Source organism: Lysinibacillus sp. NPDC093197, assembly GCF_044754025.1.
In the GTDB taxonomy this organism is placed as follows: Bacteria; Bacillota; Bacilli; order Bacillales_A; family Planococcaceae; genus Lysinibacillus.
Genome location: NZ_JBIVOH010000001.1, coordinates 955932 through 970786 on the forward strand (window position 1 = coordinate 955932; position 14855 = coordinate 970786).

Below are 14855 nucleotides of genomic sequence, written 5' to 3' on the forward strand. Positions count from 1 at the left end.
ACCCTATATATAAAGATGACTATGGCAGTTGATTTCCACTGCGGGTGGGCGCTTTCCGCGGGCACATCGTAAGCCACAACCGTCGCTGTCGCGCCGCCTGTTGCGGCTTACATTTTGTGCTGTTCCCGCAGGAGTCGCCCATCCTCCGCTGCAATCAACTTCCGTTGTAGCTGTCGCTTCGCTTTCGGTACAGACTTTAAAATAACCGCCTTAGGCGGTTATTTTAAAGCTGTTGATCCTCATAAGCTTTAATGATTTTTGCTACGACTGGATGGCGGACTACATCGCCTTGTTCTAGAATTTGGAAATGTATTGAATTGACATATTTTAATGTGCGTTCAGCAACTATTAATCCAGATTCTGTATTTTTCGGAAGGTCAATTTGCGTTTTATCTCCCGTAATAACCATTTTTGAACCAAAGCCTAGACGTGTTAAAAACATTTTCATTTGCATATGTGTTGTATTTTGTGCCTCATCTAAAATGACAAAGGCATCATCTAATGTACGTCCACGCATATAGGCTAAAGGCGCGATTTCAATCGTTCCTCGCTCAATTAGACGTTGCGTTTGTTCCGTGCCATAAATATCGTTTAACGCATCGTAGAGCGGTCGTAAATATGGATCAACCTTTTCCTTTAAATCACCTGGAAGGAAGCCTAGAGACTCTCCTGCCTCCACTGCAGGACGTGTTAAAATAATACGCTTTACATGCCCATTTTTAAGTGCTTGCGTAGCCATTACTACCGCTAAATACGTTTTTCCGGTACCGGCTGGACCAATACCAAAAACAACGTCTTTGTGACGAATCGCTTGTATGTATTCTCGTTGACCTATTGTTTTTGCACGTATCGGTTTCCCTTTTGTCGTGCGTGCAATTTCTTCATCATAAAGTTCTGCAAAATATTCAATTGTTCCTTTTTGTGTCATTTCAATTGCCGTTGCTACATCACGCTGATCAATATTAATTCCTTTGCGAATAACTTTTAATAATGCGTGTAGAAGATATGTTGCCTGTTCTTTTGCCTCTTCTTCACCTGTAAGCTGGATTTGCTCACCGCGTGTAATGATATGGACATGAAGAGCCTCTTCAATTAATTTCATATTAGCATCGGAAATACCTAGCAGCATCACCGCTTCATTTGGATTATCCACTTGTAATACAGTTAAATGTTCTGACATAATCATTCTCCTTGTGGCCCTTGTATTGGACTTGCAATGTTTTCGTTGACTAAAAATAGAACTTTCCCTTCAACTGTACCATTCCCCCACTTCGCCTGTAAAAGGTTTTCTTTTTTAATAACTGTTTTTGCAGGGAGTGATTGAAGCATTTTTTCATGTAGTAGTGGCATTAACAAAGTATCTATTTTTGATTCGTCTAATTTAATTTCCACCGTTTTTGTTTGCTGTTCTTCCACTATCGAAACATAAGGATCTAGCCAATTTGGTAAGTCTTTCTTTTGTACATAATCAACCGCTTCTTTATGAATACCCTTTACTACTACTCGCCACTGCTTTTGTTGCATAGATTCAATTGTTAGCTTTGTTGGAATTTTAAATGTGCATTCAAGCCAGTAGTCCGCAAAAACCTCTCCTTTTGCCCCAACAAAGACATGATCGTCACCACTGTCAATTACACCACTTACGAGGACGTCACCTTCATAAGCTGTATCATTGACAGAAATTTTCCGTTCACCATGTTGAATGTTAAAGTTTGTGATGACACCGCTTTTAGTAGCAATTAAATGTGTTGCAAGTTTTTCGGTTGTCAATTCTTTAGTTTTTGGAGATTCCTGTGGTCTTAGCGTAATACGACCACCGTGTTTTTCGATATGCACCCACGCTAGATCGCGATGTTTTTCTAACAGACTCTGCCGAATTACAGCATCAGAAGGTAATACTTTTTTAGTCATCGGTGTTTCTAGCTGAAAAGTTTCTTGAAACGTTTTCTCGATTTGTTGCTGTAACTCTGGTGTAGCCGCTTCAATATCAACGCGCCAAATTACTTGCGCACAAAGCAATGGTATTAAAACCATGACAAACAGTCCGAGTAGTGTCCAAAGTTGTGCCCGAAAAACTTGAAGCTCATCTGCATAATGAACAGTCATTTTTAGCCGATACCGACTACGTATACGGCGAATTTTTGGCAAATAACCCATATTCGTTTCAAATGTAACTTCTTGATCTCGAAAGACAACACGCTTTAAAGGTACTTGTTGCGCATGTAATGCTTGAATAAAAGGATGAACATTTTCATGGCGCTTTATACGTATTATAATTGGTCGATTATTCCACATTCTTGCTCACACCCATATCTTTAGTCATTTTTACATGTAATTCTTGTAAATCCTCTACTGAAAGATGGAGCATTTCTTCCTTTATTGCATTTATTGCAACCGATTTTCCACGCACGATAATATGATAATCAGCATAAATAAACGAGCACGATGTAGCGTCAGCATGTAAAAAGCGATAAGGGCCTATAATTTTTAATGTTTCATACTGTGTTAATTCAAGTAGTGGCGTTAATTGAAATAATTTTTTCATAAAAAAATGCCTCCTTCTTCGGCAATATATGCGCCAAAAAAGGAGGACATGCTAGTTATTTTCGTTTTGCTTTTGGTGGGCCTAAAATTTCGGCCATCACCACTGCTTGCACCAATGCTTTTTGAGAATTCGGTAGCTGAAATCCATTATTTGTGGTTGCAACTGAGATGTCTTTTTTCCCAGCAGCCATACGCCCAAGACTAGGACGATCGGTTTTACGACTCGATTGCTCAGTTGGAATAAGCGGTGGGGCAACATAGCTAGGCATATGTTCCTTCACTTTTTCTCGCACTGGTTCCAGACGTTTTACTGTGTCGTCTTCTGTCGTAAATTCCGCTTTTAGTTCCCCTATAAAACCACGGGCAAAGTCTTCAAAGCTTTGCTTTTTAGCAGTTGGACGACGATGCTTTGGCTCATCTACTTCCATTTGAGTGGAAGGTTGCGATGGAGCAGTTTTATTGAAAGGGGGCATTGGTTTTTGTTCTTTTTTATTTTTAGATTTTCCGAAAAGAGAGCTGACTATGGCAATAATTGCAATTATAATAAGTTGTTCCATTTGTTAGCACTCGCTCCTTTCCGTTATTTATACTTTCGGTTCATTTGGGTCTGATTTATCTGTACTTACTTTTGAAATGGAGTCACGCATAGCCGTATCTGCTTGTATATTACGGTAATTCATATAGTCCATAATACCAAGGTTACCAGAACGTAAAGCTTCTGCCATCGCTTGTGGTACTTCTGCTTCTGCTTCTACTACTTTCGCCTTCATTTCTTGAACGCGGGCAATCATTTCTTGCTCATTTGCTACAGCCATTGCACGACGTTCTTCCGCTTTCGCTTGGGCAATGTTTTTATCTGCTTGCGCTTGTTCAATTTGTAATTCTGCACCGATATTTTTACCGATATCCACATCCGCAATGTCAATGGATAAGATTTCGAATGCTGTACCAGAGTCTAAGCCTTTAGATAATACAGTTTGAGAAATCATATCTGGATTTTCAAGGACTGTTGTATGGCTTGATGCACTACCGATTGTCGAAACGATACCTTCACCTACACGGGCAATAACTGTTTCCTCACCTGCACCACCGACTAAACGTTCGATGTTTGCACGTACAGTTATACGTGCCTTCGCTTTTACTTCAATCCCGTTCATTGCAACACCTGCAATAAATGGTGTTTCAATTACTTTTGGGTTAACAGACATTTGTACCGCTTCTAATACATCACGCCCTGCAAGGTCAATTGCAGCACAACGTTCAAACGTTAGTTCAATATTAGCACGGTGAGCAGCAATCAGCGCATTTACGACACGGTCTACATTACCACCTGCTAAATAGTGACTTTCTAATTGGTTAATCGTCACTGGTAAGCCTGCTTTATGTGCTTTGATTAACGGATTGACGATACGTGATGGAATTACACGACGTAAGCGCATCCCGATTAATGTGAAAATACTAACGCGGACACCTGCAGCAAGTGCGGAAATCCACAACGCCACTGGTACAAAAGTAAAGAATACAGCGACGACAATAAATAATAGGACTAGCCCGACTATTGGACCAATTAAAGCTAAATCAAATCCCATGTTGTTATTCCTCCATCTCTTTTTCTGTTTGTCTCACGACAATGCGTGAGCCTTCTACTTTAATTACTTCTACATTCTTACCTACATCAACGTAGCCACCTTCTGACACAACGTCAATTCGTTCACTCACAAATCGAATTGTGCCAGCTGGGCGAAGTGGTGTTAGCGTTATTCCCACTTTCCCTAACAACTCAGTGCGATTAACGTTAGACACATAGCCCTCTTCCGTTGTAGTAGCATCCATTAGCACTAACTTGTTTAAAACATGCATTTTTTTTCCGAAAAATTTCATCAGGATCACCATTCCTATTATGGCTACTACAAGCGCAATAAAAATCGCCATGACCATTTGCATCATGTTTGCACCTGCCAGCAGCAAGCTAAGTAATATAAGCACGCCACCTAAAATACCAACAATGCCTCCGGGGACAAAAAATTCTGCAATGACTAAAGCTAAACCTGCAATGAAAATTAACAATGTTTCATAGCCTGCAAAGCCTGCCACCATATGACCGAAGAAAAATAATCCCAGGGCTGATAACCCCATTATACCTGGAACACCGAAGCCAGGCGAATACAACTCCAACACTAGCCCTAAACTTGCAACAGACAATAAAATCGGCACGATAAGTGGATTCGTAATAAAACGAGCAATTTTTTCTGCAAAGGTTGGCTCAATTGGTACAATATCACTGCCCTTTAAACCTGTCTTTTCCAAAAGTTCTTGAAAATTAGCAACCGTACCTTCAGAATATTTTACCTTTTCAGCCTCTGAAGCAGATAACGTTAATAGATTATTGCCTCCAGCTCGAAATTCTGGCAAATCAATTGTCGAATCTGCCATTGCTAATGCATATTTCGGGTCACGATCAGATGTTTCGGCAGCAGCCTGCATTTGAGCCAGCCACGCGCTATGAGCTTTATTATCTGCTGCATTGCCAGCAGAATCGATTACTGCTGCTGCCCCAATTGTTCCATTAGGGACCATATAAATTTCATCTGCATGTAAGGCTAAAAAAGCACCGGCTGAATGGGCATCTTTGTTAATAAAAGCAATAGTGCGTATCGTAGTGGCATCCATAAGCATGGCGATATCACTTGCTGCATTGACAAAACCGCCGGGCGTATGTATATCCAGTACAATCGCTTCTGCATAGTTTTCTTCTGCCTCTTTAAAAGCTCGTTCTAAAAATGCGTGTAGTCCACGTTCAACTTCATCGTGAATCGGTACGTGGTAAACCTTGCTACTTGCGAATGCTGTAGTCAATGGAAACGCTACCATAACAGTCATCCAAATGACGATGATATAGCTAAGGATTCTCCTTTTCCGCATCTTTTTCCCTCCCTTCTAACATGCTTCTCTACTCTATATACGACTGACCTTGTAAAAAGTTTCACAAAATAGAGTTTATTTTTATTATACAGTATGATGTTTGTTTTTTCCCTTCAGTCGATTATCAAAGTTATTGTTTTTCTTTGTAAATAAAAAAAGCCGAATGAAATCTGTAGTGATTTCATTCGGCTTTTTCGAATATGTACCGCAAAAAGAGCATCATGCAAAATACCTGGAATTAATCGCAATTGCAACTAATTCCAGGTATATCATTGTCTGCTCAGTGAATCATACAATTGCGTGTTTTGAACGTAGGGATTTTTAATGGGAAATTAAATTACCACTTACGTTTACGTGCAGCTTCTGATTTCTTTTTACGTTTAACGCTAGGTTTTTCGTAGAACTCGCGCTTTCTAACTTCTTGAATTGTACCACTTTTTGATACAGTACGTTTGAAGCGGCGAAGAGCATCTTCAAGCGATTCGTTTTTGCGAACGACAGTTTTTGACATCTCTCTTTCCCTCCCTCCGAACACACGTCAATACACAATACAATTAGGCTAATAACCAACTGTTGTGTACTAAAAAATTATACCGTATTGTCTTAAAACGGTCAATAGAAAGTATTCGAAATCACGAAGAGAATTTTTTAAATCCATTTTAACCGTATTTTAATCGGTTCTTCAGATAACAATAAGAATAGTTATTGTGTATGAAGAATAGAGCTGGCGCAGAATAATCTACCGTAAACGGAGATTTTGTACCTAAAATTTTTTTGTAATTTCGTTAGAGAGAGGGACATATCGATATCTCACCGTCATCACAAAAACTTTCATACAGTTTGAACAAAAAAAGGTCAAACTTCGATAACGATTAATAAGCAGTATATTGGTTAAAATATCTTCTTTGTATTGCCATCCTCTATTAAAATTTCTACAGCCTCTCTAAAACGTTGTGAATGAATAATTTCTCGTTCTCTCAAAAAAATCAAACTATCATTTAAATCTGGGTCATCCGATAAGTCAATAATCCATTGGTATGTGGCACGTGCTTTTTCTTCCGCCGCAATATCCTCGTATAAATCAGCAATTGGATCCCCTTTTGCCTGTATATAGGATGCAGTAAATGGTACACCCGATGCATTTTGATAAAACAGCGCTTTATCATGGTTAACATAGTGATCAGCAAGTCCTGCTTCTTTAATTTGCTGAGGGGTTGCATCTTTCGTTAGCTTATAAATCATTGTTGCAATCATTTCGAGATGAGAAAATTCTTCCGTTGCTATATCCGTTAACAGGCCAACTACTTTATCTGGTATTGTATAACGTTGGTTCATATAGCGAAGTGCTGCAGCGAGCTCTCCATCAGCACCACCATATTGCTCTACTAAATACTTTGCTAGCATTGGGTTACAAGTACTAACTTTAACTGGATATTGGAGCTTTTTTTCATAATACCACAAACATCCTTCCCCCTACTCCAAATGTATTTATACTTGCCAGGGCCATGGCGTATCGATCCAATTAAACGGATAATTTGAATAGCTTCTTCCAAAATTCATAAGCGGGCCAAATTTTTGTTCAAAATCTATTTTTAATCGCATACTTTTTTCGGTATTCTCATTAAATTGTGTAATTGCAGCATAATCATGTGGATGAGTATCTAAATAAAGATTTAATTCAACTATAACAAAATCAATAGCTTGAATTTCCTCGAGAAGCTGATAAAATTCTGGTGGCATTTGTTTACTCACCTTTCACCCCACCTCTCTCTGGATTTGGATAGGGACTAAAAAAATCGGGCCATAGTGTACCAAACTTTAACGCTTCCCTCGCTGTCTGAAATTGTGGTAGACCAGGTGGTTGAAAGCCTATATACAATTGTGGAGGTGTTGCAAAGCTTTTGACCTCTATCGGTTTACAAGGATCAAAAGGACTGATAAAAGGTCGCCAATACTTATATTGCGTAAACATTAAATCCTCCCTTCCTAAAGGCAATTCCATCATTCGAGTATATGAGGTCGGAAAAATAATTATTCTGATGAAAAAATTAGCATAACGGCGTTTACTATGTAGTTGTTTTTTACACACGATTTAATAGTTGTAAACAAAAAAATAGCATACTAGAAATTATCCAGTACACTATTTTTCCTATTGAGCAATATTAAGTTATTCGTGAGAATTAGTAATTAGAGTCTGCAATTAAGCCCTTCATAATGGCTACGCCCGAGCTTGCACCAATGCGAGTGGCACCTGCTTCAACCATTTTTTGCATATCTTCCAAGCTACGAACACCACCAGAAGCTTTTACACCTAGCTCTGGTCCTACTGTTTTGCGCATTAAAGCGATGTCCTCTGCTGTAGCTCCACCAGTAGAGAAACCTGTTGACGTTTTCACGTAATCTGCGCCAGCTGCTACTGAAAGTTCACATGCTTTTACTTTTTCTTCCTCAGTTAGTAGGCAAGCTTCAATAATTACTTTAACAATTGCACTACCTTTTGCCGCTTCTACTACTGCTGAAATATCCGCTTGTACTTGTTCGAAGTTTTGATCTTTTAAAGCGCCAATATTGATGACCATATCCACTTCTTGTGCACCATTCGCAATCGCATCTTTTGCCTCAAATGCTTTTACTGCTGGTGTATTAGCGCCTAATGGGAAGCCAATAACCGTACAAACTAACACGTCTGAGTTTTGTAATAGCTCGCTGCAATATTTCACCCAAGTTGGGTTTACGCAAACAGATGCAAAACCAAATTCTTTGGCCTCTGCACATAACTTTTCAATTTGTTCTTTTGTAGCCTCAGCCTTTAATAATGTGTGATCAATCATACTTGCATAATTTGTTTTCATTTAACAAGCGCTCCTTCTAACATAAGTTGTCCGTACCTCTCTGGAATAATAACATGTTTTTACGTTTCCGTCTAATTTCTTAAGTCATTACCCAATGGTTTTTAACTTGTCATAATTTTTATCATGCCCGTTCAGGTTAATATTATCAATAAAAAAGGATTGTCCATCAACAACAGATAGACAATCCTTTAGCAATTATTTTACAGTTTCAAGTAAGCGTACGAACTGTCCTTTAGAATGAGGGTAGCCTGCTTGTGTAATTTTTACCTTTACAAGTTGGCCAATAAGGTTTTCTGGGCCTTCAAAAACTACTTTTAAGTAGTTGTCTGTATAACCCGTTAATAAGCCTTCTTCCTCACTACCATCGTGAACAAATTCTTCTGGAATTACTTCTAACACTTCATTTTCAAAACGAGAAGCATATTCCTTAGCAAGTTGGTCATTTAAAGCGATTAGGCGGTGAACGCGCTCATTTTTAATGTCCTCATCGATTTGGTCTTCCATTCGAGCTGCTGGTGTACCTGTACGAGGAGAGAATGGGAACACATGTAATTCTGAAAATTTATGGTCACGAATAAAGTTATACGTTTCCATAAATTCTTCCTCGGTCTCACCTGGGAAACCAACGATAACGTCAGAAGTAACAGCTAAGTTCGGCAATGCTTCATGTAATTTTGTTAAGCGTTCTCCGAAAAATTCCATCGTGTATTTACGGCGCATACGTTTTAATACGGTATCCGAACCTGATTGAATCGGAATGTGTAGATGATTAACAACAATGTTTGACTCGCGTAAAACATCTATCACCTCATCTGTCAATTGGCTAGCTTCAATAGAAGAAATACGTAAACGTTTTAAACCTTTTACATTCGCCTCTAAATCACGTAACAACTGGGCAAGGTTATAATCTTTTAAGTCTTGTCCATAGCCACCTGTATGAATACCCGTTAGGACTATTTCAAGGTAACCAGCATCAACTAATTGTTGCGCTTGGTTTAGTACTTCCTGTGGATCACGCGAGCGCATTAACCCACGCGCCCAAGGAATAATACAAAACGTACAGAAGTTATTACAGCCTTCTTGAATTTTTAATGATGCGCGTGTTCTGTCTGTAAATGCCGGCACATCTAATTCTTCATATACACGGTTTTTCATAATGTTACGTACAGCATTAATTGGTTGACGCTCGTTACGATATTGCTCGATATAGCCAAGTAATTTTGTACGATCCTGTGTTCCTACAACAATATCAACACCAGGAATCACCATAATTTCAGCTGGCGACGTTTGAGCATAACAGCCTGTAACACAAATAACAGCATCTGGATTTTGACGCACAGCTCGACGAATAACTTGTCGCGATTTTTTATCGCCCGTATTTGTTACTGTACATGTATTAATAACATAAACGTCCGCTTGATGATCAAATTCCGTACGGTCATACCCGTCTTCTTTAAACAGTTGCCAAATAGCCTCTGTTTCATAGTGATTTACTTTACAGCCAAGTGTGTGAAAAGCCACTTTTGACAAGGCTAAACACCTCTTTCATTCAAATTCATATGATATTGCAGATAGCGCATAAAGTGGCGCTGTTTCTGCACGTAAAATTCTTGGACCAAGAGACATCGTTTGCGCGCCAGCTTGCTTCAGTGTATCTGCTTCTTTACGCGCAATTCCACCTTCTGGACCGAAGATAATAAGGATTGATTTCGACTCCTTATCATACACGTTTTTTAGCTTATCCGCAAACCTTGTGCGTTTTTCTGCCTTTGCATCCTCTTCATCTGCAATAAATACAGCGTCAAAATCACCCATACGCGATACAAGCTGAGAAAATTTTATTGGTTCATATATTTCTGGAATGTGTGTGCGATGTGATTGCTCCGCTGCCTCTTTTGCAATTTTTTGCAAGCGCTCCTGCTTTTTCGCACCTTTTTTAACATCCCATTTTACAATGGATCGCTCCGCTTCAAATGGTAATAAGGCGTACATGCCAAGCTCTGTTGCTTTTTGTGTAATGAGTTCTAGTTTATCACCTTTAGGCAACCCACAAGCAACTGTTACACGAATAGGGAGCTCTGGAGAGGGAATTGTTCGTCCAGTCGCTTTCACAAGAACATCATCATCTTCAAATGCAGCAATTGTGCAAATATAAGCAGAATCTTGTGCCACGACGATGATTTCCGCACCTTCTTTCATACGCATAACACGCATAATATGGCGCGCATCTTCACCTGAAATGCGGGCTGAATCAATAGTTGTGTCGATGAAATAACGTTGCATAGCTCACACTCCTTTCTTATAAAGAAAACGCCAAACCGTAAGCACTCTGCTCACGATTTGGCGCTTCCTTGGTCAATTTATTGTGGTCGACGAGCGATAATCGCTACCCAATCTTCCATTAATAATACTTCTTCTATAACAAAACCTGAAGCTTCAAGTGCTGCTTTCACATCATCTCGTTTCGCCCCAATGATGCCTGAAGTGACATATAATCCACCTGGTTTGACAATTGTAAATGCATCGTCAGTAAAGGACATAATTATCTCTGCTAAAATGTTCGCGACTACAACATCAGCTGGCTCTTTCACAGTATCTAATAAGTTACCATGGAAAACTTCAACTTTATCGCTTACTTTGTTTAACGCAACATTTTCTTTGGCAGAACGTACAGCTACTTCATCCAAATCAAGCGCATGCACACTTTTTGCACCAAGCATTGCTGCACCAATTGAAAGAACCCCAGAGCCTGTGCCAATGTCGACAACCGTGTCGCCTTCTTTCACGACTTTCTCGAGACCTTGTAAGCACATAACCGTAGTTGGGTGTGTTCCTGTACCAAATGCCATACCAGGATCTAACTCAATGATTAATTCATCCGTTGAAACTGGTGTATAGTCTTCCCATGTCGGTACAATTGTAAAACGTTCCGAAATTTTAACAGGGTGATAGTATTGCTTCCACGCTGTCGCCCAATCTTCCTCGTTCACTTCTACAATCGAAACAACATTTTCTCCGATATCAATGTTGAAATTCGTTAAATTCGTAATCGCCGCCTTGATTTCTTCGACTGTTTCATTTAAAAAGCTAGACTCTGATAAGTAAGCTTTAACGATAACACCCTCTTTTGGGAAATCTTCTTCATTTAGCGCGTAAATTTCACCATACTGATCTTCACGTGGCTTCGCAAATTCAGCTGAATCCTCAATAACAACACCGCTAGCCCCTGCTTCATGCAAAATATTTGAAATTGCTTCCACCGCTTCATTTTTTGTATGAATGGATAATTCTGACCACTTCACGTAGCTCTTCAGCTCCTCTAATTATTCACCTTGGAATTTTTTCTTGATTTTATCAAATAGTGAGCTTCCTTGTTCTTCTGGAATATCGCCACTAATTTCTGCAAATTCACGTAGTAATTGTTTTTGTTTTTCTGTTAGCTTTTCAGGCGTAATAACCCTAACTGTTACATATTGGTTACCTGTTCCATAACCATGCACATTTTTTACGCCTTTATCTTTCAAGCGGAATTGTGCACCTGATTGTGTACCCGCTGGAATACGTAATTTCACTTTACCATGTACAGTCGGTACTTCAATTTCATCGCCTAATGCTGCTTGAGGGAATGTTAATTTTAATTCGTAGTAAATATCATCGCCATCGCGCTCGAATTCATTGTGCCCTTGAACGCGGAACATGATGTATAAGTCACCTGCTGGACCACCGTTAATACCAGGTTCACCTTGACCTGTTACACGAATTTGTTGACCATCATCCACACCTGCTGGAATTGATACTTTAATTTTTTTACGTTTTTGAACTTTACCTTCACCGCGACAAGTTGAACATTTTTCTTTAATAATTTTACCTGTTCCGTGACATGTCGTACAAGTACGACGATTCATCATGCGGCCAAATGGTGTATCGACAGCCTGATTAATTTGTCCTGCACCTTTACATGTCGAACATGTCTCAGGAGATGTTCCTGGTTTAGCACCTGAGCCATGGCATGTATCACATGTTTCGTCTTTAGGAATTTCAATTTCTGTTTCTTTCCCGAAAATTGCTTCCTCAAATTTAATATTCATGCGGTATTGCAGATCGTCACCTTTACGTGGTGCATTTGGGTCTTGTCGGCGTCCACCACCGCCAAAGAATGAACTGAAAATATCCTCGAAGCCGCCAAAGCCACCGCCTCCAAAGCCACCACCAAAGCCTGCATTTGGATCTTCATGTCCAAATTGGTCGTAGCGGGCTTTTTTCTGATCGTCACTTAATACTTCATAAGCTTCAGCAATTTCTTTGAATTTTTCATCCGCACCTGGCTCTTTATTTAGATCAGGATGGTATTGTTTTGATAATTTACGGTATGCCTTTTTAATGTCATCTTTAGAAGCCGATTTCGTTAAACCAAGCACCTCGTAATAATCGCGTTTCTCCATGATTCACACTCCGCTCTTTTTGCATAAAATCTATTGTAACATGCAGTCTAAAAAACTGCCTCTATTTTCGCCATAATTTTCACTTTTCTATCAATGCATCTATGCCCTATTGTCGAATTGACATGTCGATGACACTTTCGGGTTCAACTACTAGAACATCAGTAAACAATTATATAGAAAGAGAAAAGCCAAAGCCGCAAGCGGTCTTTGGCTTCTTCACTTTACTGTGCTGTTGAAAATTTCTTATTTGTCGTCTTTTACTTCTTCGAAGTCAGCGTCTACGATACCGTCGTCTTTTTTATCTGCTCCAGCATCAGGACCTGCTTCGCCACCTTGAGCCGCTTGTGCTGCAGCTGCAGCTTGTTCGTATACTTTCATTACTAGAGGCTGTAATACGCCTTCTAATTTTTCTTTCGCTGATTTAATACCTTCTAATTCGCCAGCTTCAAGCGCTTTTTTAAGCTCATCACGAGCATCCTCTACAGATTTCTTCTCATCTTCTGTAATTTGCTCACCTAAGTCAGCGATTGTTTTATCAACTTGGAATACTAATTGATCAGCTTCGTTGCGAACATCAGCTTCTTCTTTACGTTTTGCATCCGCTTCTGCATTCGCTTCAGCGTCTTTTACCATGCGTTCAATTTCATCGTCTGATAAACCAGAATCAGATTGAATAACAATTGTTTGTTCTTTATTTGTACCTAAATCTTTCGCTTTAACCGAAACGATACCATTTTTGTCGATATCAAATGTTACTTCGATTTGTGGAATACCACGTGGTGCTGGTGGGATATCCGCTAATTGGAAGCGACCTAATGTTTTATTATCCGCTGCCATAGAACGTTCACCTTGCAATACGTGAATATCTACTGCTGGTTGGTTATCAGCCGCAGTTGAGAATACTTGTGATTTAGATGTTGGAATTGTTGTGTTACGATCGATTAATTTTGTGAACACGCCACCCATTGTTTCAATACCTAAAGAAAGAGGTGTTACGTCAAGAAGTACTACGTCTTTCACATCACCAGTTAATACGCCACCTTGAACTGCCGCACCCATCGCTACTACTTCGTCAGGGTTAACGCCACGGTGAGGCTCTTTACCAGTTTCTTTACGTACAGCTTCTTGTACTGCTGGAATACGAGTAGATCCACCAACTAAAATAACTTGGTCAATTTCTGAAGTTGATAGGCCTGCATCAGATAATGCTTGACGTACTGGACCTACTGTACGGTTTACTAATGGTAATGTAATTTCATCGAATTTCGCACGAGTTAAAGAGATTTCTAAGTGTAATGGACCTGCTTCACCAGCTGTAATGAATGGTAAAGAAATTTGTGTAGAAGTTACACCTGATAAATCTTTTTTCGCTTTTTCAGCAGCATCTTTTAGACGTTGCATAGCCATTTTATCTTTAGAAAGGTCAATGCCGTTTTCTTTTTTGAATTCAGCTACTAAATATTCAATAACAGCGTCATCGAAATCGTCACCACCAAGTTTGTTATCACCAGCAGTCGCTAATACTTCGAATACACCGTCACCTAACTCAAGGATCGATACGTCAAATGTACCACCACCAAGGTCAAATACTAATACTTTTTGGTCTACATCTTGTTTGTCTAAACCATAAGCAAGTGCAGCAGCTGTTGGTTCATTGATAATACGCTCTACTTCAAGACCAGCGATTTTACCAGCGTCTTTTGTCGCTTGACGTTGCGCATCGTTAAAGTAAGCAGGCACAGTAATTACTGCTTTTGTTACTTTTTCACCTAAGTAATCTTCTGCATAGCCTTTTAAGTATTGAAGAATCATTGCTGAAACTTCTTGTGGTGTGTATTCTTTATCTTCCACTTTCACTTTTTCTGCTGTACCCATTTTTGATTTGATTGAAATAATTGTGTTTGGATTCGTCACTGATTGGCGTTTTGCTACTTCACCAACTTGTTTTTCACCATTTTTGAATGCTACTACAGATGGAGTAGTGCGGTTTCCTTCTGGATTTGGGATAACTTTTGGTTCTCCGCCTTCAAGTACAGATACACAAGAGTTTGTTGTTCCTAAGTCAATACCGATAATTTTGCTCATAGTAAAATTT

Annotated in this window: 16 protein-coding genes; all 16 read right to left on the reverse strand. The window is 39.4% G+C overall.

Annotated elements, in window-relative coordinates; all coding sequences use genetic code 11:
* Positions 1 to 223: 223 nt before the first annotated feature.
* Positions 224 to 1180 (reverse strand): PhoH family protein, encoded by a 957-nt coding sequence (locus tag ACIP9G_RS04885; protein ID WP_172772085.1) that lies wholly within the window; start codon positions 1178 to 1180, stop codon positions 224 to 226.
* Between the two features lie 2 nt (positions 1181 to 1182).
* A complete protein-coding gene (locus ACIP9G_RS04890; protein WP_340823623.1) occupies positions 1183 to 2295 on the reverse strand; it encodes a sporulation protein YqfD in 1113 nt (370 codons plus the stop codon).
* Positions 2285 to 2545, reverse strand: a complete 261-nt coding sequence (locus ACIP9G_RS04895; RefSeq protein ID WP_401010553.1) for a hypothetical protein — start codon at positions 2543 to 2545, stop codon at positions 2285 to 2287. Before ACIP9G_RS04895 ends, ACIP9G_RS04890 begins: the two co-directional genes overlap by 11 nt.
* A gap of 55 nt (positions 2546 to 2600) precedes the next feature.
* The gene (locus ACIP9G_RS04900; protein ID WP_401017824.1) at positions 2601 to 3101 is read right to left on the reverse strand and encodes a hypothetical protein; all 501 of its coding nucleotides are present in this window, start codon (positions 3099 to 3101) and stop codon (positions 2601 to 2603) included.
* Between the two features lie 27 nt (positions 3102 to 3128).
* Complete coding sequence (floA, locus tag ACIP9G_RS04905; protein ID WP_340823620.1) at positions 3129 to 4133, reverse strand: flotillin-like protein FloA; 1005 nt, start codon at positions 4131 to 4133, stop codon at positions 3129 to 3131.
* 4 nt (positions 4134 to 4137) lie between these two features.
* A complete protein-coding gene (locus tag ACIP9G_RS04910) occupies positions 4138 to 5466 on the reverse strand; it encodes an NfeD family protein (RefSeq protein ID WP_340823618.1) in 1329 nt (442 codons plus the stop codon).
* Positions 5467 to 5803: 337 nt separating this feature from the next.
* Positions 5804 to 5977: a 30S ribosomal protein S21 gene (gene rpsU, locus ACIP9G_RS04915; protein ID WP_004227078.1), complete on the reverse strand. Its 174-nt coding sequence runs from the start codon at positions 5975 to 5977 to the stop codon at positions 5804 to 5806.
* A 380-nt stretch (positions 5978 to 6357) separates the two neighbouring features.
* Positions 6358 to 6927, reverse strand: coding sequence for a manganese catalase family protein (locus ACIP9G_RS04920; RefSeq protein ID WP_340823617.1), 570 nt, complete (start codon positions 6925 to 6927; stop codon positions 6358 to 6360).
* A 27-nt stretch (positions 6928 to 6954) separates the two neighbouring features.
* A complete protein-coding gene (locus ACIP9G_RS04925; RefSeq protein WP_340823615.1) occupies positions 6955 to 7218 on the reverse strand; it encodes a spore coat protein CotJB in 264 nt (87 codons plus the stop codon).
* Positions 7211 to 7438 carry a spore coat associated protein CotJA gene (locus tag ACIP9G_RS04930; RefSeq protein WP_340823613.1) on the reverse strand — a complete coding sequence of 76 codons (228 nt, stop codon included), beginning with the start codon at positions 7436 to 7438 and terminating at the stop codon, positions 7211 to 7213. The genes ACIP9G_RS04925 and ACIP9G_RS04930 overlap by 8 nt, the downstream gene beginning before the upstream one ends.
* Before the next feature lie 208 nt (positions 7439 to 7646).
* The gene (deoC, locus tag ACIP9G_RS04935) at positions 7647 to 8318 is read right to left on the reverse strand and encodes a deoxyribose-phosphate aldolase (protein ID WP_401017827.1); all 672 of its coding nucleotides are present in this window, start codon (positions 8316 to 8318) and stop codon (positions 7647 to 7649) included.
* A gap of 195 nt (positions 8319 to 8513) precedes the next feature.
* On the reverse strand, positions 8514 to 9848 hold the full coding sequence (gene mtaB / locus ACIP9G_RS04940; RefSeq protein WP_401017830.1) for a tRNA (N(6)-L-threonylcarbamoyladenosine(37)-C(2))-methylthiotransferase MtaB: 1335 nt from the start codon (positions 9846 to 9848) through the stop codon (positions 8514 to 8516).
* A 15-nt stretch (positions 9849 to 9863) separates the two neighbouring features.
* Entirely contained in the window at positions 9864 to 10601 is a 738-nt protein-coding gene (locus tag ACIP9G_RS04945; RefSeq protein ID WP_401017832.1) for a 16S rRNA (uracil(1498)-N(3))-methyltransferase, read from the reverse strand.
* A 77-nt stretch (positions 10602 to 10678) separates the two neighbouring features.
* Entirely contained in the window at positions 10679 to 11620 is a 942-nt protein-coding gene (prmA, locus tag ACIP9G_RS04950; protein ID WP_340823608.1) for a 50S ribosomal protein L11 methyltransferase, read from the reverse strand.
* Between the two features lie 21 nt (positions 11621 to 11641).
* Positions 11642 to 12760, reverse strand: a complete 1119-nt coding sequence (dnaJ, locus tag ACIP9G_RS04955) for a molecular chaperone DnaJ (protein WP_340823607.1) — start codon at positions 12758 to 12760, stop codon at positions 11642 to 11644.
* Positions 12761 to 13003: 243 nt separating this feature from the next.
* Entirely contained in the window at positions 13004 to 14845 is a 1842-nt protein-coding gene (gene dnaK / locus ACIP9G_RS04960; RefSeq protein WP_340823606.1) for a molecular chaperone DnaK, read from the reverse strand.
* Between the last annotated feature and the right edge of the window lie 10 nt (positions 14846 to 14855).

Excerpts from the sequence above, each read along its gene's own strand:
- ACIP9G_RS04885 (WP_172772085.1), bottom strand. The coding sequence starts at position 1,180 with ATGTCAGAACATTTAACTGTATTACAAGTGGATAATCCAAATGAAGCG.
- ACIP9G_RS04890 (WP_340823623.1), bottom strand. The coding sequence starts at position 2,295 with ATGTGGAATAATCGACCAATTATAATACGTATAAAGCGCCATGAAAAT.
- ACIP9G_RS04895 (WP_401010553.1), bottom strand. The coding sequence starts at position 2,545 with ATGAAAAAATTATTTCAATTAACGCCACTACTTGAATTAACACAGTAT.
- ACIP9G_RS04900 (WP_401017824.1), bottom strand. The coding sequence starts at position 3,101 with ATGGAACAACTTATTATAATTGCAATTATTGCCATAGTCAGCTCTCTT.
- floA (WP_340823620.1), bottom strand. The coding sequence starts at position 4,133 with ATGGGATTTGATTTAGCTTTAATTGGTCCAATAGTCGGGCTAGTCCTA.
- ACIP9G_RS04910 (WP_340823618.1), bottom strand. The coding sequence starts at position 5,466 with ATGCGGAAAAGGAGAATCCTTAGCTATATCATCGTCATTTGGATGACT.
- rpsU (WP_004227078.1), bottom strand. The coding sequence starts at position 5,977 with ATGTCAAAAACTGTCGTTCGCAAAAACGAATCGCTTGAAGATGCTCTT.
- ACIP9G_RS04930 (WP_340823613.1), bottom strand. The coding sequence starts at position 7,438 with ATGTTTACGCAATATAAGTATTGGCGACCTTTTATCAGTCCTTTTGAT.
- deoC (WP_401017827.1), bottom strand. The coding sequence starts at position 8,318 with ATGAAAACAAATTATGCAAGTATGATTGATCACACATTATTAAAGGCT.
- ACIP9G_RS04945 (WP_401017832.1), bottom strand. The coding sequence starts at position 10,601 with ATGCAACGTTATTTCATCGACACAACTATTGATTCAGCCCGCATTTCA.
- dnaJ (WP_340823607.1), bottom strand. The coding sequence starts at position 12,760 with ATGGAGAAACGCGATTATTACGAGGTGCTTGGTTTAACGAAATCGGCT.
- dnaK (WP_340823606.1), bottom strand. The coding sequence starts at position 14,845 with ATGAGCAAAATTATCGGTATTGACTTAGGAACAACAAACTCTTGTGTA.